This window comes from Actinosynnema sp. NPDC059797 (genome assembly GCF_042732085.1).
Lineage (GTDB): Bacteria > Actinomycetota > Actinomycetes > Mycobacteriales > Pseudonocardiaceae > Actinosynnema.
The window spans coordinates 15240-33142 of sequence record NZ_JBHWIE010000033.1 but is presented as its reverse complement, the minus strand read 5'-3'; the positions used below and the strand labels follow the sequence as shown (position 1 = coordinate 33142).

The following is a 17903-nucleotide window of genomic DNA, read 5'->3' as shown; positions in this document are numbered from 1 at the left end:
GTGCTCCCGGGGCGAGGGCGACAGTAGCCAGACTGGCCAACGCGTTGTACACAGTGTCCATGTCGTTGACGGTGGGCGCGCTGGCCCGCAAGGTCGGCCTGCCGGTGCTGGTCGACGCCGGGCTGGACCGGCCGGTGGCGTGGGTGCACAGCACCGAGCTGACCGACCCGACGCCGTTCCTGGAGGGCGGCGAGCTGCTGCTGACCACCGGCATCGCGCTCGGCCGGCACGGGGACTACGCGCGCCGGCTCGTCGCGGCGGGCGTGGTCGGCTTGGGGTTCGGCACCGGCCTGAGCCACGACGAGGTGCCGGCGGACCTGGTCGCGGCGGCGCGCGAGGCGGGGTTGGCGCTGCTGGAGGTGCCCAGGGCCACGCCGTTCATCGCGATCACCAAGGCGGTGGCCGCCGACGCGCACGCCGCCCTCACCCGGACCAACGAGGCGCAGCACGCGCTGACCCGCGCCGCCGTCACGGGGGGTCCCGCCGGCGTGGTGCGGCGGCTCGCCCGGCTGCTCGACGGCGCCGCGGCCCTGCTGGACGAGGCGGGCGCGCCCGTCCACGCCGCCGGCGACCCCGGCGTGCCCGACCTCGTCGAGCAGGCACGCCTGCTGGGCGCGTCCGGCGGACCGGCCGGCGCCGCGTGGCGGGTGGGGGAGCGGCACGCCGCGATGCAGGTGCTCGGGCGGCGCGGGTTCCTGGCCGTGCTGGCGCCGGGGCCGCTGGAGGCGGGCGTGGTCAACACCGCCGCGTCGCTGCTCACCCTGGCGCTGGCGCGGTCCGACGAGGTGGACCGGGCGCACCGGGAGCTGCGGGCCGAGCGGTTCCGGCTGCTGCTGGCGGGGGAGGCGGTGGCCGGGCTGCCCGAAGCGCCGTTCCGGGTGTTCCTGCCCCTCGCGCCGGTGCCCGACCCGCCGGGGTTCTGGGCCGAGGTCGACGGGCGGCTGGTCGTGCTCGCCCACGACCTCGACGTCCCGGCCGCCGCGTCGAGCCCGGTGGACGCGGCGGGCGTCGCGCGCGGCCACCGGGAGGCGCTGCGGGCGCTGGAGGAGGGCGTGACCAGGTTCGAGGAGGTGGCCGCCGCGCGGCTGCTGGCGCCCGACGCGGCCGAGCACGCCGAAGCCCTGCTGGCGCCGCTGGACGAGGTGCAGCGCGAGACGGTGCGGGTGTGGCTGTCGTGCCACGGCCAGTTCGACCCGGCCGCCACCAGGCTGGGGGTGCACCGGCACACCGTGCGCAACCGCTTGCGGCGCGTGGAGGAGCTGCTCGGGCGCTCGCTGGAACCTGCAGGGACGCGCGCGGAACTCTGGCTCGCCCTGTACGCCGCGCCTTAGGCTCGGCCGACACCGCCACGACCATCCCTGATGACGAGGGGGATACATTGGCGCGCTCACGTCTGCTCGCCCACTCGGCCGGTGCCCTGATCACCACCGCCGTGCTGCTCACCGCCGTGTTCACCAGCCCCGCCGCCGCCTGCAGCTGCGTGCCCAGCACCGAGGGCGAGCGGTTCCAGCGCGCGACCCACGTGTTCACCGGCACGGTGGTCGCCTCCGCGGTCGAGGAGAACGACCCGTCCACCGTCGGCGACGACAGGTACCGCTACCGCGTCCAGGTCGGCGTGGAGCACAAGGGCGACGTGCCGCCCATGGTGGACGTGCTGACCTCGATCCACGGCGGCACCTGCGGCATCACCCTGTCCGCGAACGCGGAGTACCTGGTGTTCGCCACGGGGGACTCGTCCGACGCGCGCGTCGAGACGGGTTACTGCAGCGGCACCCGCCCGGCCTCCGGTGGGCCACCGGTGACCACCCTGCCGACCGGGTCGACCACCACGACGCCCTGCGCGACGCCCGTGCCGTGACGGGCCGTTCGTCCAGGGGCCGAACTCACTCGAACGGACCTTCGAAATTCCGAAGATCGGGTGGTTTGTGACAGAAATATTGCGGGTAGGTGTCGCCGACAAGACGGGCGGGGTGACCACCGCGGCATGAGACCGGGTACCTTCCGGCGTCCGGCCGGCTTCGTCAACGCAGCGGAGGGACGACCTGGATGTGGGAAGGTGACTTGACCGGAAAGGTCGTCGGCAGCAGGTACGAGCTGGGCGACCTCTACGGCTCGGGCGGCATGGCCGAGGTGTACCGGGCGTTCGACACGCGGCTCGACCGCAAGGTCGCGATCAAGTTCTTCCAGGGCGAGGCCACCCCCGAGGACCGCATCCGGCTCGAGCGCGAGGCGGAGGTGCTGGGCGCCCTGCGCTGCCCGGGCCTGGTCGAGGTCTACGACACCGGCGTCCACCGGGGGCGGCCCTACTTCGTGATGCAGCCGGTCGAGGGCGGCACGCTGCGCCGCCGCATGCGCGAGCCGCTGGCGCCCTCGGTGGTGGCCCACCTGGGCGCGCAGGTCGCCGAGGTGCTGGCCCACGTGCACGCCAACGGCGTGGTGCACCGCGACGTCAAGCCCTCCAACATCCTGCTCGACACCGGCGGCAGGCGCGCCTACCTGGCCGACTTCGGCCTGGCGCTCCAGGCGCAGGTCACCCGGGTCACCCGCTCGGGCGTCCTGGTCGGCACCGCCGGCTACCTGTCCCCCGAGCAGGTCCGCGGCGCGGACGTGTCACCCGCCGCCGACGTCTACGCCCTGGGCCTGGTCCTGCTCGAATGCCTCACCGGCAAACCCGAGTACCCCGGCGGCGACACCGAGGCCGCCCTCGCCCGCCTGCACCGCGAACCCCGCGTCCCGGCCGACCTGCCCGGCGCGTTCACCACCGTGCTGGCCGCCATGACCGCCACCGATCCCGGGCGGCGCCCCTCCGCCGCCGAGTGCGCCCGGCTGCTCACCACCGCCGAACGCGCCGCGACCGGCCTGCCGCCGCTCGCCGAGCCGGCCGCGGTGGCGGCGAGACCCGAGCCCGCCCCGGCGCGCCGTCCGGGTGGTGTCGTGCTGCTGGGTGGCGCGGCGGCGGCCGCGGCGGCGCTGGTCCTGCTGACCGTGCTCAACCCGGGCTCCTCGACGACCGGTCCCGGCGGGAGCACCGGCGGACCCGCCGCGGAGGTCCCGTCCGGCGCGCCGCCCGCCACCACCGCCAGACCGGTCGTCGACCTCACCACCGCCGGCGCGCCGCCACCCGCGGGGCAGGACACGGTGACGGTGGTGCGGGAGGCCGCGGCGCCGTCGTCGGTGGGACGGGACCAACCGCAGCAGGACCAGACCCAGCCGGACCAGACCCAGCCGCAGCAGACCCAAACGCAGCAGACGCAGCCGCAACAGACCCAGCCGCAGCAGACGCAAACGCAGCAGAACTCGCCGCAACGCAGCCTCCCGCAGCAGGCGCAGCAGCCGGCCGACCCGAGCAAGGGCAGGAGCGGCAGGGGCTGACCGGTTCCCCGGGGGTCAGCGCAGGGCGGGCAGCAGCTCGCCCTTGGCGAAGTCCAGGAACTCGCGCTGGTGGTCGCCGCCGATCTGGACCAGGGCCAGGTCGGTGAACCCGGCGTCGCGGAACTTCGCCACCGCCTCCACGATCGGCCCCACCTCGGGGCCGCACGGGATCTGCTCGGCCACGTCCTCCGGCCGCACGAACTGCGTGGCGCCCGCGAACCCGGCCGTGCCGGGCAGCTCCGAGTTGACCTTCCAGCCGCCCGCGAACCAGCGGAACTGCTCGTGCGCCCGCTCGACGGCCTTGTCCCGGTCGGTGTCCCAGCACACCGGGAGCTGCCCGATCTTGCGCGACGAGCCGCCCTCGCCCTGGAAGACGTCCCACTCGCGGCACAGCGCCGCCTCCGGCTCGGTGGACACCATCGCGTCGGCCAGCGGCGCGAACGTGCGCACCGACTGGTTGCCCGACACCGCCACCGCGATCGGCACCCGCTGCTCGGGCAGGTCCCACAGCTTCGCGGAATCCACCCGGAAGTGTTCGCCGGAGTAGTTCACGTACCCGCCGTCGAACAGCGTCGAGATGATCTCCACGGCCTCCTTCAGTAGCTCGTGCCGCACGTTCACCGGAGGCCAGCCGCGACCCACCACGTGCTCGTTGAGGTTCTCGCCCGCGCCGAGCCCCAGCGTGAACCGGCCGCCCGACAGCAGTTGCACGGTCGCGGCCTTCTGCGCCACCACGGCCGGGTGGTAGCGCACCGTCGGGCAGGTCACGTAGGTCATCAGCTCCACCCGCTCGGTGGCCTGGGTGACCGCGCCCAGCACGCTCCACGCGTACGGCGCGTGACCCTGCTCGTCCAGCCACGGCGAGTAGTGGTCGCTCATGACCTCGAAGTCGAACCCCGCGCCCTCGGCGAGCGCCGCGTGCTCCACCAGTTGGCGTGGCCCGGCCTGCTCGGTCATCAGGGTGTAGCCGATCCGCACGATCGTCCTCCTACGCCATCGGCAGGTCGGTGAGGTCCGCCCGCAACTGGTCGAGTTCCTCGTAGACTGCCGACGCGCCGCGTTCCCGCAACTCGGCCTCGCCGAAACCGCCCGTGCGGAGGCCCACCACCGGCAGCCCCGCGCGCAGGGCGGCGTCGCAGTCCCACACGGAGTCGCCGATCATCACGGCCCGGCCGCCGTCGCGGTCCACCTGCCGCAGCGCGACCTCGACGAGGTCCGGCGCGGGCTTGCTCTCCTCCACGTCGTCCGACGACGTGGAGGGCACGTCCACCGCGTCGATGAGCTTGAGGTAGTGGTCCACGTGGTGGCGCTTGCCGGAGCTGGCCAGCACCACCGCGAAGTCCTGCTCCAGCGCCGCCGCCACCAGCCGGTGCGCGCCCTCCAGCGGCCGGACCTCGGCCAGCATCGGCTCGAACGCCGCCTCCCACGCGGTCCGCAGGTCGTCGCCGTGGTCGCGCTCGACGTGCTCGCCGGCCACGGCGGCGACCAGCTTGTCGCCACCCATGCCGATGGCGCGGTGCAGGCGCCAGGTCGGCACGGTGATGTCGAAGCGGCGGAACGCGCGGAACCAGGCCACGGCGTGGTGGTAGCTGGTGTCCACCAGCGTGCCGTCCACGTCGAGGACGAGCGTGTTGGTCATGGGCCGTGGTTAGCCCGGTCGGACGACCGGCAAACCGCCGGCGATCAGCCCAGGAACTCCTCGATCAGCCTGGCCCACTCGCGGGGCGCCTCCAGCGCCGGCGCGTGGCCGCTGTCCAGTTCCGCCCACTTCGCGCCGGGGACCAGGTCGGCCAGCGCGCGGGTGGAGCTGGGCGAGATCAGCCGGTCGTGCTTGGTGCCGATGACCAGGGTGGGCACGTGCACGCGCGGCAGCTCGTCGGTCAGGTCGGTGCGCAGCACCAGGTCGACCTGCTCGGGGCTGCCCGGCGGGATGGTCATGGCGACCAGCTCCAGGAACCCGGACTCCTGCTCGGCGGTCATCCGCCGGTGGAACGGCTCGCCCAGCACGGTCGACATCAGGTAGCGGGCCAGCGCGGTGCGGTCGCCCGCCCCCAGCAGCCTGGACCACTCCCGCAGCCGGGCCCGCGTCTCCTCGTCGGCGCGCGCGAACCCGGCGGTGAGCACGAGGGCCGTGACGCGTTCGGGGTACCGCAGCGCCGCGCGCACCGCGACCGCGCACCCCAGGGAGAAACCGACGATCGCGAACCGCTCGTCACCCTCGGCGGAGGCCACGAGCAGGTCGGCCAGGTCGTCGAGCTCCAGCGGCCCGGTGGCCCGGGGCGTGCTGCCGGAACCGGGGAAGTCCACCGCGTGCACCTTGCGCTTGCGGGACAGCTGGGGGATGAGCGGGCTGAAGTTCGCGCGGACGGCGCCGCCGGCGCCGTGGGCCAACAGGAGCGAGGGGGGAGTCACGTCCCCGATTCTGCCGGGCGAGCACCCCTCGTCGCCGCAGATCCCGGCGAACCCCGTCCCAACGGGCACTCCACCGCGTGTCGTACGCCCGAACCCCTCGTGTCGTACCCCCACCCCGCGCGAGTCGTACGCCCAGGTAGCGCGTGTCGTACGCCCGGGCCGCGCGAGTCGTGCGCTCCGGTCGCGCGAGTCATGCGCCCAGGACCCCTGAGTTCAACGCCCGGGACCCCTGAACCCGACACCCGGGGGACCCCGGGCCGAGGTCGGGGGTGGTCTACGGGGCATCAACCGATCGGTTGACCAGGAGTCCCACCCGCCGTGTGATCCACCGGGCGGCCCGGTCGGCGAGCCTTGGCCCATGGCGATCATCGAGGTGGTCGACCTCGTGAAGAGGTACGACCGGAAAGTCGCGGTGGACGGGGTGTCGTTCACCGTCGACGAGGGGGAGATCTTCGGGATCCTCGGTCCCAACGGGGCGGGCAAGACCACGACCGTCGAGTGCGTCGAGGGGTTGCGCTCGCCGGACGGGGGCACCATCCGCGTGGACGGGCTCGACCCCCGGCGCGACCGGGCCGAGCTGCGCACCAGGCTGGGCGTGCAGCTCCAGCAGAGCGAACTGCCCGACCGCATCCGGGTCGGCGAGGCGCTGGACCTGTACTCGTCGTTCCACCGGGACCCGGCCGACTGGCGGGAGCTGCTGGAACGCCTCGGCCTGGGCGACCGCGCCCGCACCGAGTACCGGCACCTCTCCGGCGGCCAGAAGCAGCGCGTCTCCATCGCGCTCGCGCTGATCGGCAAGCCGAGGGTGGCCGTGCTCGACGAGCTGACCACCGGCCTGGACCCGCAGGCCCGCCGCGACACGTGGAGCCTGGTCGAGCAGGTCCGCGACTCCGGCGTCACGGTCGTGCTGGTCACGCACTTCATGGAGGAGGCCGAGCGCCTCTGCGACCGGTTGGCCCTGATCGACGCGGGCCGGCTCGTCGCCGTGGACAGCCCGGCCGGCCTGGTGTCCCGCGTGAGCGACGAGCAGACGGTCCGGTTCCGGCCCGCCGGCCCGCTGGACCTCGACCTCCTGCGGGAGCTGCCCGAGGTGTCCCGCGTCGAGCGGCACGGTCCGCGGGTCGTCGTCACCGGCGAGGGCAACCTGCTGCACGCCGTCACGTCGGTCCTCGCCCGCAGCCACGTCGTCGCCGCCGACCTGCGCATCGAGCAGGTGGGCCTGGACGACGCCTTCATCCGCCTCACCGGCCGCGCGCTCACGGAGTGAAACCAGAGATGCTGAAGATCGTCCAGATCGAGTGGAAGCTGTTCCTGCGCGACCCGGTCACGGTCGTGTTCGCCATCTTCTTCCCGACCATCCTGCTGCTGGTCCTCGGCGCGATCCCGGCGCTGCGCACCCCCGACCCCCAGTTCGACAACCTCCGGTTCGTCGACGCCTACGTGTCCACGCTGGTGGTGATCGCGCTGGCGTTCCTGGGCCTGAACAAGCTGCCCTCCACCGTGGCCACCTACCGGGAGAAGGGCGTGCTGCGCCGCTTCTCCACCACGCCCGTCAGCCCGAGCCGCCTGCTGCTCGCCCAACTGGTGGTCAACCTGATCGCCGGCGCGCTGTCGATCGCGCTGCTCATGACCGCGTGCCGGGTCGTGTTCGCCATCGACCTGCCGCACCACGCGCTGGGCTTCCTGGTGACGTGCCTGCTCGGCATGCTCTCGCTGTCCGCGCTGGGCCTGCTGGTGGCCGCGTGGGCGCCGACGGCCCGGTCCGCGGGCGGCTGGGCGACCGTGGCGTTCATGCTGGTCATGTTCTTCGGCGGCGCCTACCTGCCGCGGTTCCTCATGCCCGACTTCCTGGCGCGCGTCGGCGAGTACCTGCCGCCCGGCGTGGAGGCGTTGCAGCAGTCGTGGCTGGGCGCCGCGCCGGACCCCGTGCACCTCGGTGTCCTGGCCCTGGTCACGGTGGTGGCGGGTACCGTCGCGGCGAAGTCCTTCCGCTGGGAGTAGCGATGACCGACAAGCTCGAAGTGTGGGAGCACCGCCTACAAGCGGCGGAGCACGCCATCCCGTACCTCGTGCTCGCGCTGCCGACGCTCATGTACGTGCTGATCATCCCGGACCCGCCGGTGACGAAGGCGGTGAACGTCGGCATCGCGGCCGTCGCGGCCCTGTGGATGCTCTGGTGGTTCACGCTGCACCCGGGGTGGCGCGGTCGGCACGGCCTGATGGCGGTGTTCTACGTCGGGGTCCTGGTGGCCTACGCCGTGCTGGGGCTGCGGCACTCCATCTTCGGGTTCTACTCGTTCGCCGGCTACATCTACGCGTTCGCCGTCCTGCCGGGCCGCTGGAAGTTCGCGGGCGTGGTCGCCACCGGTGTGCTGGCGGCGACCTCGCTGAACGGCGGCCTGCCCGCGCCGGACCCGGTGTCCGTCGGCGTCTACCTGGCGATCGTGTTCGTCATCGTCACGATCGCGAGCACCTTCACCCTGCTCGGGCACTTCACCGACGAGCAGTCCCGGCGCCGCAAGGAGATGGTCGCCGACATGGCGGCGATGATGGAGGAGAACGCGGGCCTGCACGCCCAGCTGCTCATCCAGGCCCACGAGGCGGGCGTGCTGGACGAGCGGCACCGGTTGGCGCGGGAGATCCACGACACCCTCGCCCAGGGGTTCGCCGGCATCATCACGCAGCTCCAGGCCGACGAGAACCCGCCCCGGCACGTCGAGACGGCGTTGCGGCTGGCCAGGGAGAACCTGGCCGAGGCGCGCCGCTCCGTGCACGCCCTGCGCCCGCCCGCGCTGGTGGACGCGAACCTGCCCGACGCGCTGGCCGAGGTCGTGACCGGGTGGACGGACCAGACCGGTGTCGCGGCTACCGTCGCCACGACGGGGCCGGCGCGGCCCCTGCACCCGGAGGTGGAGGTGACGTTGCTGCGGGCCGCGCAGGAGGCGCTGTCCAACGTCGCCAAGCACGCGGGCGCGTCGCGGGTCGGTTTGACCCTGTCGTACATGGAGGACGTGGTGACGCTGGACGTGCGGGACGACGGGGCCGGGTTCGACCCCGCCCGCGAGACGGACGGCTTCGGCCTGGTCGGCATGCGCCAGCGCGTGTCCCGCCTGGCGGGCGCGCTGGTGGTGGAGTCCGAGCCGGGCGGCGGCACGGCGGTGTCGGCGTCGGTGCCCGCGATACCGGCGTCGGCGGCCCCGGCGCCCCCGTCCCCGCCGGTCTCCCCGGCTCCGGCCGAGGTGGCCCGGTGATCCGCGTGGTGGTGGTGGACGACCACCCGGTGGTGCGGGACGGGTTGCGCGGGATGCTCGCCACCGCCGGTGACGTCGAGGTGGTGGGCGAGGCGGCGGACGGCGCGGAGGCGGTGGCCGTGGTGCGCGCCGTGCGGCCGGACGTGGTCCTGATGGACCTGCGGATGCCCGGGGTGGACGGCGTGACCGCGATCGAGCGGCTGCGGGGCTCCTCGGCGCGCGTGCTGGTGCTCACCACCTACGACACGGACAGCGACGTGCTGCCCGCGATCAAGGCGGGTGCGACGGGGTACCTGCTCAAGGACACGCCGCGCGACGAGCTGTTCCGGGCGGTGCGCTCGGCGGCGCGGGGCGAGGCGGTGCTGTCGCCCTCGGTGGCGACCCGGCTGGTGGGCCAGGTGCGGCAGCCCGCGGCGGAGCCGCTGAGCGACCGCGAGGTCGAGGTGCTGGGCCTGATCGCGCGCGGCTGCACCAACCGGGAGGCGGCGGCGAAGCTGTTCATCAGCGAGGCGACCGTGAAGACGCACCTGGTGCACGTCTACGCCAAGCTGGGGGTGAAGGACCGCGCCGCCGCGGTCGCGGTCGCCTACGAGCGGGGGCTGCTGGGCGCCTAGCCGGCTGGGTTGTCCACAGCCCAGCCACTCGAACGGGGGACGTTTCGGGCCTCTCGCCGGTCACCGCGGCGAAGTTGTCCACAGCCCCGGCGGAAGTCGTTGTGCCCCCTGGACGACCGGCGCAACCTGGCCCCATGAACACCGCTCCCCCCACCACCCGCTCCCCGCGCCGCGACCACCTCGACGTGCGCCCGCGATCAGTAGTCGACGCGGTCCACCCGGGACAGCCACGCCTTGAACGGCGCGTCGTCCGCGCCCGTGGGGACTCGGCGCACCGGCAGGTCCCAGGAGTCGCGCGGCCTCTCGAACAGCTCGTGGAACTCGAGGTCGTCGAACCCGGCCGCGGCGGCGTCGTGCCGGTCCGCGGCGTAGACGACCCGGTCCACCCGCGCCCACAGGGCGGCCGAGAGGCACAGCGGGCACGGCTCGCACGAGGACACCAGGACGCAGCCGGTGAGCCGGAAGTCGCCGATCGCCCGGCAGGCCGCGCGGATCGCCACCACCTCGGCGTGGGCGGTCGGGTCGAGCGCGGTCGTCACCTGGTTGGTCCCGGTGGCGACCACGGCGCCGTCGCGGACGACGACCGCGCCGAACGGGCCGCCGCCCGCCGCGACGTTGCGGGTGGCCAGCTCGACGGACTCGCGCAGCCAGGCCTGGTCGGGGGAGGTGGTCGTGGTCATGGGTGCGGTGCCTCTCGGCGCGGGCGGGTTCGCCGCGGGTCGGTGGGTCGGGTCGTGCGCCCGGCGCCGTGGCGGCGCCTGGGCGAGCTGGTCCGGTGGCTGCTCGGGTCGTGCGCGTCACGGCGCGGGTGGTCAGGTGCCGGTGATGTGCTCCGGTCGCACGGGCACGCGGGGCAGGTCCCGGCCGGTGGCCGCGCGGACGGCGGCGACGATGGCCGGGGTGGAGGAGATCGTGGGCGGCTCGCCGACGCCCCGCACGCCGTAGGGCGCGTGGGGGTCGGCCAGCTCCAGCACGTCGATGGTCATCGGCGGCATGTCCAGCACGGTCGGGATGAGGTAGTCGGTGAACGACGGGTTGCGCACCCGGCCGCCCTCGGTCTGGATCTCCTCCATCACCGCCAGCCCCAGGCCCTGCGCCGAACCGCCCTGGATCTGGCCGAGGACGGCCTGGGGGTTGAGCGCCCGGCCCACGTCCTGGGCGCAGGCCAGCTCGACCACCTTCACCAGGCCCAGCTCGGTGTCCACGTCGACCACGGCCCGGTGCGCCGCGAACCCGTACTGCACGTGCGCGTTGCCCTGCCCGGTCACCGGGTCGATCGGCTCGGTGGCCCGGTGCCGCCACTCCGCGGTCTCCTCGACCACCTCGTCGCCGAGCAGCGCGGCCAGGTCGAGCGACGCGGGGTCGCGGCCGCCCGCCAGCTCGGCCAGCCGCACCCGCACCGCCGCGCAGGCCGCCTTCACCGCGCCGCCGGTCACGTAGGTCTGGCGGGACGCCGACGTGGAGCCGCCGTTGCCGATGCCGGTGTCCATGGGCAGGATCGTCACCCGCTCCACGCCCAGCTCGGTGCGCACGATCTGCTGCACGATCGTCACCAGGCCCTGGCCGACCTCGACCGCGGCGGTGTGCGCCAGCGCGACCGGTTCGCCGTTGATCACCTGGAGCCGGACCCGCGCGGTGGAGTAGTCGTCGAAGCCCTCGGAGAAGCAGATGTTCTTGATGCCGACCGCGTAGCCGACACCGCGCACCACGCCCTCGCCGTGCGTGGTGTTGGAGACGCCGCCGGGCATGTCGCGCAGGTCGACCGCGGCGGGCTTCGCGGGGAGCGGCTTGTCCCTGACCAGCTCCAGCAGCCGCGCCACCGGTGCGGCGGAGTCGACCACCTGGCCGGTCGGCATCACCGAGCCCTCGCTCATCGCGTTGGCGATCCGCAGGTCCACCGGGTCCACGCCGAGGGCGGCGGCGAGCTTGTCCATCTGGGACTCGTAGGCGAAACCGGCCTGCACCGCGCCGAACCCGCGCATCGCGCCGCACGGCGGGTTGTTGGTGTAGACGCCCCAGCAGTCCACGGTCACGTTGGGCACCTCGTACGGGCCGATGCCGAGCGTCGCCGCGTTCGCCACCACGGCGCCGGTGCTGGACGCGTACGCGCCGCCGTCGAGGTGGATCCGCGCCTTGACGTACACCAGCTTGCCGGTGCGGTCCGCGCCGTGCTCGTAGTGCAGGACCGCGGGGTGCCGGTGCACGTGCCCGTAGAACGACTCCTCGCGGTTGTAGACCATCTTGGTCGGCTTGCCGGTGTGCAGCGCGAGCAGGCACGCGTGCACCTGCATCGACAGGTCCTCGCGCCCGCCGAACGCGCCGCCGACACCGGAGAGGGTCAGCCGCACCTTCTCCAGCGGCAGGCCGAGCGCCGCCGCGACCTGGGCCTGGTCGACGTGCAGCCACTGGGTGGCGATGTAGAGGTCCACGCCGCCGTCCTCGGCGGGCACGGCCAGGCCCGACTCGGGGCCGAGGAACGCCTGGTCCTGCATCCCGACCTCGTAGCGGCCGGTGACCACGACCTCGGCGCGCGCGTCCTGGTCGCCGCGCCGGATCGGCACGTGCCGCACGAGGTTTCCGCCGGGGTGCAGCGGGGTGTCGTCGACCGCGGTCTCCATGTCCACTACGGGCTCCAGGACCTCGTAGTCGACCTCGATGCGCTCCATGGCGCGCCGCGCGGTCTCGGGGTGGTCGGCGCCCACGAGCGCGACCGGTTCACCCTGGTAGCGCACGACGTCCTCGGCCAGCACCGGCTGGTCCTTGTGCTCGAGGCCGTAGAGGTTCAGCCCCGGCACGTCCTGGTGCGTCAGCACGGCGTACACGCCGGGCACCCGCAGCGCCGCCGTGATGTCGACCGACCGGATCCTGGCGTGCGGGTGGGGACTGCGCAGCGTCGCGCCCCAGATCATGTCCTCGTGCCACAGGTCCGAGGCGTAGGCGAACTCGCCGCGGACCTTGAGGTTCCCATCGGGCCGCTGCGGGCTGGCCCCGATGCCACCGGCCACGGAGGAGGTCAGTTCGGCGGGCGTCAGGCTCATCGCGTCCTACCGTCCTTCCTGGTGCGCACCGGCGCTCTCGTCCTTGCCCTGCGGCACTCCTGCCACCCCGCGCGCCCGGGCACCGCACCGCGCCGGCCCTGCCGACGCGCCCGCGATGGCGGACGACCCGAACGCGCTCCCCGGCCCGTCCTCCCACCCGCGTGCCAGCGAGCCGCCGAGCCGCTGCCCCGCCACGAGCCAAGGCATGTCAGTCGGCTGGGTGACCGCCTGCCGCGCGACCAGCCACGGCGTACCCGACCGTTGGGTGACCGCCTGCCCCACCACCAGCCACGGCACGACCGATCGTCGTGTGGCCGCCGGTCCTGCCATCGGGCGCTGCGCGATCAGCCGCCGACCGACCAGCCGCCTCGCCACCAGCAGCCCGGTGACCACCCGCCTAACTACCGGCCGGCTTGCTACCAGCCACCCTGCCACCGGCCGACTCGTCACCAACCGCGCTCTCACCGGGCAGCCTCCTTCAACCGTCCGGCAGCGGCTCGCAGGTCACGCGCGAGTTCGGTCTCCGAGGCGGTGCGCAGCTCTCCGTCGTCCACCACGGTCCGGCCGCCCACGAGCAGGAGCCTGAGCTTCGGCAACGGCCCCAGGACCAGGGCGGCGACCGGGTCGTCGATGCCCGCGTGGTCGAGGCCGTCGAGCCGCCACACAGCGAGGTCGGCGAGCTTGCCGGGTTCGATCGAGCCGATCTCGTCGTCCCGGCCGAGGCACCGCGCGCCGCCCGCCGTGCCCAGCCGCAGCGCCTCGCGGGCGTCCAGCGCCCGGGGGCCGCCGCGCTGGCGGGCTTGCAGGAGCGCCTGGTGCAGTTCCTCGACCATGCCGCAGGACTCGTTGGAGGCGGCGCCGTCCACGCCCAGGCCGACCGGCGCGCCGGCGTCGAGCAGGTCGCGGACCGGGGCGATGCCGGTGCCCAGGCGGCCGTTGGAGGTGGGGCAGTGCGCCGAGCCGGTGCCGGTGGCGCCCAGCCGCTTCACCGCGTCGGGCGACAGGTGCACGGTGTGCGCGAGCCACACGTCGTCACCGAGCCAGCCGAGGCGTTCGGCGTACTCGGTGGGCGTGCAGCCGAACTCGGCCAGGCACTGCTCCTCCTCGTCGGTGGTCTCGGCGAGGTGGGTGTGCAGGCGGACGCCCTTGGCGCGGGCCAGTTCGGCGGCGCCGGTCATCAGCTCCCGGCTGACCGAGAACGGCGAGCACGGGCCGACCGCGACGCGGACCAGCGCGTCGGGCGCGGGGTCGTGGTGGTCGTTGACGGCGCGCTCGGTGGCGATGAGCGCGGCCTCGGTCTCCTCGACCAGGTTGTCCGGCGGCAGGCCGCCCTGCGACCGGCCGCGGTCCATGGAGCCGCGCACGGCGTGCAGGCGGACCCCGACGCGGCGGGCGGCGGTCACCAGCGCCTCGAACTGGTCCCCGCCCTCGCGGGGGAAGACGTAGTGGTGGTCGGCGGCGGTCGTGCACCCGGTGATCGCGAGCTTGGCCAGGCCCGCGGCCGCCGCGGCGTGCGTGATGCCGGCGTCCAGGCCGCGCCACACCGGGTACAGCGCGGTCAACCACTCGAACAGCGTGGCGTCCTGGGCGATGCCGCGCGTGGCCCACTGGAAGAGGTGGTGGTGCGTGTTGACCAGACCGGGGGTGACCAGGCAGCCGCTGCCGTCGACCCAGGTGTGCGGCCCGGTGGGCTTGGGCGCCTGGCCCGGACCGACGGCGGTGATCCGGCCGTCCTCGACCACGACGTGGCCGAAGGCGTGCTCGGTGCCGGCGGCGTCGACGGTGGCCACCGCGGCCCCGTCGATGATCGTCGGGGTCATGGGCGCTCGCCCGCCCGGGTGGCGGCCGCCAGCCGCACCGCGTCCAGGATCTTCTCGTAACCGGTGCAGCGGCAGAGGTTCCCGGCCAGCGCCTCGCGGATCTCCGGGTCGCTGGGTCGCGGGACGCGGTTGAGCAGGTCGTGGGTGGCGACGACGAGACCGGGGGTGCAGAAGCCGCACTGGACCGCGCCCGCCTCGACGAACGCCTCCTGCACGGGGTCGAGCGCGTCGGCGCGCCCGGCGTGGTCGCCCTTGGCGAGCCCTTCGACCGTGCGCACCTCGCGGTCCTGGGCCTGGCCCGCGGCGACCAGGCACGCGCACACCGGCACGTCGTCCAGGTACACCGTGCACGAGCCGCACTCGCCCTGCTCGCAGGCGTTCTTGGAGCCGGGCAGGCCCAGCCGCTCGCGCAGCAGGAACAGCAGGCTCTCGCCCTCCCACACGTCGTCGGCCTGCCGCCGCTCGCCGTTCACCGTCACGTCCACGCGCATGGTCAGGCCGCCTTCCCGGAGTAGTCCTGCCAGGCCCAGCCGAGGGCGCGGCGGGCCAGCACGGACAGGGCGTGCTTGCGGTACGCGGCCGTGCCGCGCACGTCGTCGATGGGGCTCGCGGCCTCGGCGACCAGCTCGCCGAACCGCCGCTTCACCGAGTCGAGCAGCGGCCGGGGCGATTCCCACTGACCCGAGGAGGTGAGTTCACCGGACAGGAAGTCCTCGGCCGCCGACGCGCGGCGCGGGGTGGGAGCGGCCGAGCCGACGGCGGCGCCCACCCCGCCCCGTGACGGGTGCAGGGCCAGCGCGAACGAGCACACGGCGATGACCATGGCGTTGCGCGTGCCGACCTTGGCGAACTGCTGGGGCGCCCCCGTGACGGGCACGCGCACCGCGGTGATCAGCTCGTCGGGCTCCAGCGCGTTGCGCTTCACGCCCAGGTAGAACCCGGTGGCCGGGATGAGCCGGGTGCCGCGGGTCGAGGCGACCTCCACGGTCGCGCCCGCGGCCAGCAGCACCGGGTGCGTGTCGCCCGCCGGGGAGGCCGCGCCGAGGTTGCCGCCCACCGTGCCCCGGTTGCGGATCTGCGGCGAGCCCACCGTGCGGGAGGCCATGGCCAGACCGGGCAGCCGGTCGCCCAGCTCCTCGATGATCCGCGTGTACGGCACGCCCGCCCCGACGTGCGCCGACCCGTCGGCCAGGTCCCACTCGCGCAGCTCGGCGACGCGGGTCAGGTCGAGCAGGGCGGCGGGCCTGCGGTGGTCGAAGTTCAGCTCGACCATCACGTCCGTGCCGCCGGCGATGGGCACGGCATCCGGTCGCTGGGCCTTGAGGCTCAGCGCCTCGGCCAGGGTGGCTGGGCGAAGGAAGTCCATCGGCTACCTCGGCGGTCGGCTGCGCGGTGCGGGTCGGCGCGGGGCCGTGCAGGTCGGTGCGGAACAGGACGGGTCGATGCGGAACAGGACGGGTCGGTGCGGAACCGGGCGGATGGGTGCGGGGGGTGAGAGGGCCAGTACACAGACCGGCGCGCATGATCGGCTACGGCGGCGGTGCATGAACCCACAGGCTCCTACAACGACGTGTTTTGTGCTTTCCTACGAACACGATCGGACGACGGTGAAGCGCGGAGATGTCCCCGGTGTAACGATCTGCTCGGCCGAGGCGAGGAGGGCGCGGTGCGGATCCGGGACCTGGTCGGGATGCCCGAGTTGCGGCTGCGCCCGGTCGTGGGCGCCGACCTGCTCGACCGACCGGTGACCAGGCTCTACGGCACCGAACTGCCGGACCCCGCGCGGTACCTGTCCGGTGGCGAGCTGGTGCTGTCCGGGCTCCTGTGGCACCACGCGGCAGGGGACTGCGAGCGGTTCGTCTCCTCGCTGGCCGCGTCCGGGGTCGCCGCGCTGGCGGCCAGCCCGCCCGAAGCCGAGGAGCTGCCCGCCGAACTCGTCGAGGCGTGCGAGCGGCACGGCGTGCCGCTGCTGGAGGTGCCGGTCGACCTGTCGTTCGCGACCATCACCGAGCGGGTGGTGCTGGCGCTGGCGGCCGAGCGGGTCGGCGACGCGGGCGCCCAGCTGGGCAGGCACCGGCGGCTGCTGACCGTGGTCGCCGAGGGCGGCGGGCTGTCGGAGCTGGTCGAGGTCGGGGCCGCGGAACTGGGGGCGTCGTGCTGGGTGCTCTCGTGCACCGGGCACGTGGTCGCGGGCCCCGACCTGCCGGGGGCGACGGCCCTGGTGCGGGAGTTCCTGGTGGCGGACCGGCTGCCGCGGGCCGTGCGCGGGGTGACGCTGCTCCCGGTGACCGCGCGCGGCGGCGAGCGGCTGACCGCGTGGATCCTGGTCGTCTCCGGCGACCGCGCGGACGACGAGGCGGCCGTCGAACTGGCCAGCCTGGTCGGCGTGGAGCGGGCGCGGGTCGTGCAGGGGCGCCGGATCGAGAACCGCGCCGCCGGCCCCCTGCTGCGGCAGGTCCTGGCCGGAGGCGACGTGGCGGCCCGCATCGCGGCCGTCGGCTGGGACCCGGGCGCGCCGCTGCGGGTGGTGGCGGCCTCGGCGTCGGACGGGCGGGTCGACCGGGTCGAGGCGCTGCTGGAGGAGGCGCTGGCGGCGGTCGCGCCGGGGGTCCTGCTGACGACCGTCGAGGACGAGGTGTACGCGCTGGCGCCGGCCGGGCCGTGGGTCGAGGACGTGCGGTCGGCCCTGCGGACCGCGGAGCCGGGGCTGGGGACCACGCGCGTGCTGGTGGGCATCTCGTCCCCGGCGGGGCACAACGGCCTGCGCGGCGCGGCGGAGGAGGCGTCCCACGCCCGGCGGCTGGGCGAGCGGCGCGAGGGCCGGACGTGCGTGGTGGCCGGCGAGGAGATCGCGCTGCACCAGCTGCTGCTGGCCGGCGTGCCGGAGGACCTGCGCGGGTCGCTGCGCCGCCGGCTGCTGGGCCCGGTGCTGGACTACGACGCCGCGCACGGCTCGGACCTGGTCGGCACCCTGAGGGTCTTCCTCGACTGCTCGGGCTCCTGGACCACGGCCGCCGCCCGGCTGCACGTCCACGTCAACACCCTGCGGTACCGCGTGGGCCGGGTCGAGGAGCTGCTGGGCGTGGACCTGTCGAACTTCGCCGAGCGCGTGGACCTCTACCTCGCCCTGCAAGCGGGGTAGGAGCGCACGCGGAGTCCGGGCACTGAACCTCGCCCTCGTCGCCGGGCAGTTCGTCTCGTGTCCGTCACCGTTCTCCGCTGCGACCGCTCGGGCGCGAGCCGAACCGGTCGGCCGCGTCGGCGATGCGCCCGGTGGCGGCGGTCCCCTTGTCCCGCGCCGCGACCTTCCCGCGGCCTCTCCGCCATCCGGCGTGAACCCCGGGACCTGTGCCGGCGGCCAAACGGCCGCACGAGACCACCCGGTAGTCACGTGAT

Annotated in this window: 17 protein-coding genes; 8 read left to right on the top strand and 9 right to left on the bottom strand. The window is 74.4% G+C overall.

Translation table 11 applies throughout. The annotated features are described in order from the left end of the window. The first annotated feature begins 59 nt into the window (after positions 1-59). The 3 genes from ACFV4N_RS12235 to ACFV4N_RS12225 all read left to right on the top strand — a co-directional run bounded on the left by ACFV4N_RS12235 (position 60) and on the right by ACFV4N_RS12225 (position 3372). A complete protein-coding gene (locus ACFV4N_RS12235) occupies positions 60-1331 on the top strand; it encodes a PucR family transcriptional regulator (protein ID WP_499672555.1) in 1272 nt (423 codons plus the stop codon). Positions 1332-1378: 47 nt separating this feature from the next. Continuing rightward, on the top strand, positions 1379-1858 hold the full coding sequence (locus ACFV4N_RS12230; RefSeq protein WP_499672554.1) for a hypothetical protein: 480 nt from the start codon (positions 1379-1381) through the stop codon (positions 1856-1858). A gap of 203 nt (positions 1859-2061) precedes the next feature. After that, entirely contained in the window at positions 2062-3372 is a 1311-nt protein-coding gene (locus tag ACFV4N_RS12225) for a serine/threonine-protein kinase (protein ID WP_499672553.1), read from the top strand. Positions 3373-3387: 15 nt separating this feature from the next. Here the strand turns inward: ACFV4N_RS12225 and ACFV4N_RS12220 are convergent, their stop codons facing one another. From ACFV4N_RS12220 to ACFV4N_RS12210, 3 genes are read right to left on the bottom strand one after another with little or no spacing between them, the layout of a single operon-like run. Beyond that, on the bottom strand, positions 3388-4350 hold the full coding sequence (locus tag ACFV4N_RS12220) for an LLM class F420-dependent oxidoreductase (RefSeq protein WP_499672552.1): 963 nt from the start codon (positions 4348-4350) through the stop codon (positions 3388-3390). 10 nt (positions 4351-4360) lie between these two features. Next, positions 4361-5011: an HAD family hydrolase gene (locus ACFV4N_RS12215; protein ID WP_499672551.1), complete on the bottom strand. Its 651-nt coding sequence runs from the start codon at positions 5009-5011 to the stop codon at positions 4361-4363. A gap of 44 nt (positions 5012-5055) precedes the next feature. Continuing rightward, a complete protein-coding gene (locus ACFV4N_RS12210) occupies positions 5056-5784 on the bottom strand; it encodes an alpha/beta fold hydrolase (protein WP_499672550.1) in 729 nt (242 codons plus the stop codon). A 358-nt stretch (positions 5785-6142) separates the two neighbouring features. Between ACFV4N_RS12210 and ACFV4N_RS12205 the strand changes: the two genes are divergently transcribed. From ACFV4N_RS12205 to ACFV4N_RS12190, 4 genes are read left to right on the top strand one after another with little or no spacing between them, the layout of a single operon-like run. Continuing rightward, positions 6143-7051 (top strand): ABC transporter ATP-binding protein, encoded by a 909-nt coding sequence (locus ACFV4N_RS12205; RefSeq protein WP_499672549.1) that lies wholly within the window; start codon positions 6143-6145, stop codon positions 7049-7051. A gap of 8 nt (positions 7052-7059) precedes the next feature. Further along, the gene (locus tag ACFV4N_RS12200) at positions 7060-7785 is read left to right on the top strand and encodes an ABC transporter permease (protein ID WP_499672548.1); all 726 of its coding nucleotides are present in this window, start codon (positions 7060-7062) and stop codon (positions 7783-7785) included. 2 nt (positions 7786-7787) lie between these two features. After that, positions 7788-9035, top strand: coding sequence for a sensor histidine kinase (locus tag ACFV4N_RS12195; RefSeq protein WP_499672547.1), 1248 nt, complete (start codon positions 7788-7790; stop codon positions 9033-9035). Continuing rightward, complete coding sequence (locus tag ACFV4N_RS12190) at positions 9032-9649, top strand: response regulator (RefSeq protein WP_499672546.1); 618 nt, start codon at positions 9032-9034, stop codon at positions 9647-9649. The genes ACFV4N_RS12195 and ACFV4N_RS12190 overlap by 4 nt, the downstream gene beginning before the upstream one ends. A 197-nt stretch (positions 9650-9846) precedes the next feature. On the opposite strand, the gene ACFV4N_RS12185 is transcribed toward ACFV4N_RS12190, so the two are convergent. From ACFV4N_RS12185 to ACFV4N_RS12160, 6 genes are all read right to left on the bottom strand, one after another. Then, positions 9847-10329 (bottom strand): nucleoside deaminase, encoded by a 483-nt coding sequence (locus ACFV4N_RS12185; protein WP_499672545.1) that lies wholly within the window; start codon positions 10327-10329, stop codon positions 9847-9849. Positions 10330-10461: 132 nt separating this feature from the next. Further along, positions 10462-12687, bottom strand: coding sequence for a molybdopterin cofactor-binding domain-containing protein (locus ACFV4N_RS12180; protein WP_499672544.1), 2226 nt, complete (start codon positions 12685-12687; stop codon positions 10462-10464). A gap of 6 nt (positions 12688-12693) precedes the next feature. Continuing rightward, positions 12694-13122: a hypothetical protein gene (locus ACFV4N_RS12175; protein WP_499672543.1), complete on the bottom strand. Its 429-nt coding sequence runs from the start codon at positions 13120-13122 to the stop codon at positions 12694-12696. A gap of 26 nt (positions 13123-13148) precedes the next feature. Further along, entirely contained in the window at positions 13149-14507 is a 1359-nt protein-coding gene (locus ACFV4N_RS12170) for an 8-oxoguanine deaminase (RefSeq protein ID WP_499672542.1), read from the bottom strand. Beyond that, the gene (locus ACFV4N_RS12165) at positions 14504-14998 is read right to left on the bottom strand and encodes a (2Fe-2S)-binding protein (RefSeq protein ID WP_499672541.1); all 495 of its coding nucleotides are present in this window, start codon (positions 14996-14998) and stop codon (positions 14504-14506) included. The genes ACFV4N_RS12170 and ACFV4N_RS12165 overlap by 4 nt, the downstream gene beginning before the upstream one ends. 2 nt (positions 14999-15000) lie before the next feature. After that, positions 15001-15873, bottom strand: a complete 873-nt coding sequence (locus tag ACFV4N_RS12160; protein ID WP_499672540.1) for an FAD binding domain-containing protein — start codon at positions 15871-15873, stop codon at positions 15001-15003. Positions 15874-16173: 300 nt separating this feature from the next. On the opposite strand from ACFV4N_RS12160, the gene ACFV4N_RS12155 reads away from it, so the two are divergent. Beyond that, positions 16174-17649 (top strand): PucR family transcriptional regulator, encoded by a 1476-nt coding sequence (locus tag ACFV4N_RS12155; protein ID WP_499672539.1) that lies wholly within the window; start codon positions 16174-16176, stop codon positions 17647-17649. The last annotated feature ends 254 nt before the right edge of the window (positions 17650-17903 follow it).

Coding starts and splice junctions, on each gene's coding strand:
- ACFV4N_RS12215 (WP_499672551.1), bottom strand. CDS start 5,011: ATGACCAACACGCTCGTCCTCGACGTGGACGGCACGCTGGTGGACACC.
- ACFV4N_RS12200 (WP_499672548.1), top strand. CDS start 7,060: ATGCTGAAGATCGTCCAGATCGAGTGGAAGCTGTTCCTGCGCGACCCG.
- ACFV4N_RS12160 (WP_499672540.1), bottom strand. CDS start 15,873: ATGGACTTCCTTCGCCCAGCCACCCTGGCCGAGGCGCTGAGCCTCAAG.
- ACFV4N_RS12165 (WP_499672541.1), bottom strand. CDS start 14,998: ATGCGCGTGGACGTGACGGTGAACGGCGAGCGGCGGCAGGCCGACGAC.
- ACFV4N_RS12180 (WP_499672544.1), bottom strand. CDS start 12,687: ATGAGCCTGACGCCCGCCGAACTGACCTCCTCCGTGGCCGGTGGCATC.
- ACFV4N_RS12195 (WP_499672547.1), top strand. CDS start 7,788: ATGACCGACAAGCTCGAAGTGTGGGAGCACCGCCTACAAGCGGCGGAG.
- ACFV4N_RS12205 (WP_499672549.1), top strand. CDS start 6,143: ATGGCGATCATCGAGGTGGTCGACCTCGTGAAGAGGTACGACCGGAAA.
- ACFV4N_RS12235 (WP_499672555.1), top strand. CDS start 60: ATGTCGTTGACGGTGGGCGCGCTGGCCCGCAAGGTCGGCCTGCCGGTG.
- ACFV4N_RS12185 (WP_499672545.1), bottom strand. CDS start 10,329: ATGACCACGACCACCTCCCCCGACCAGGCCTGGCTGCGCGAGTCCGTC.
- ACFV4N_RS12170 (WP_499672542.1), bottom strand. CDS start 14,507: ATGACCCCGACGATCATCGACGGGGCCGCGGTGGCCACCGTCGACGCC.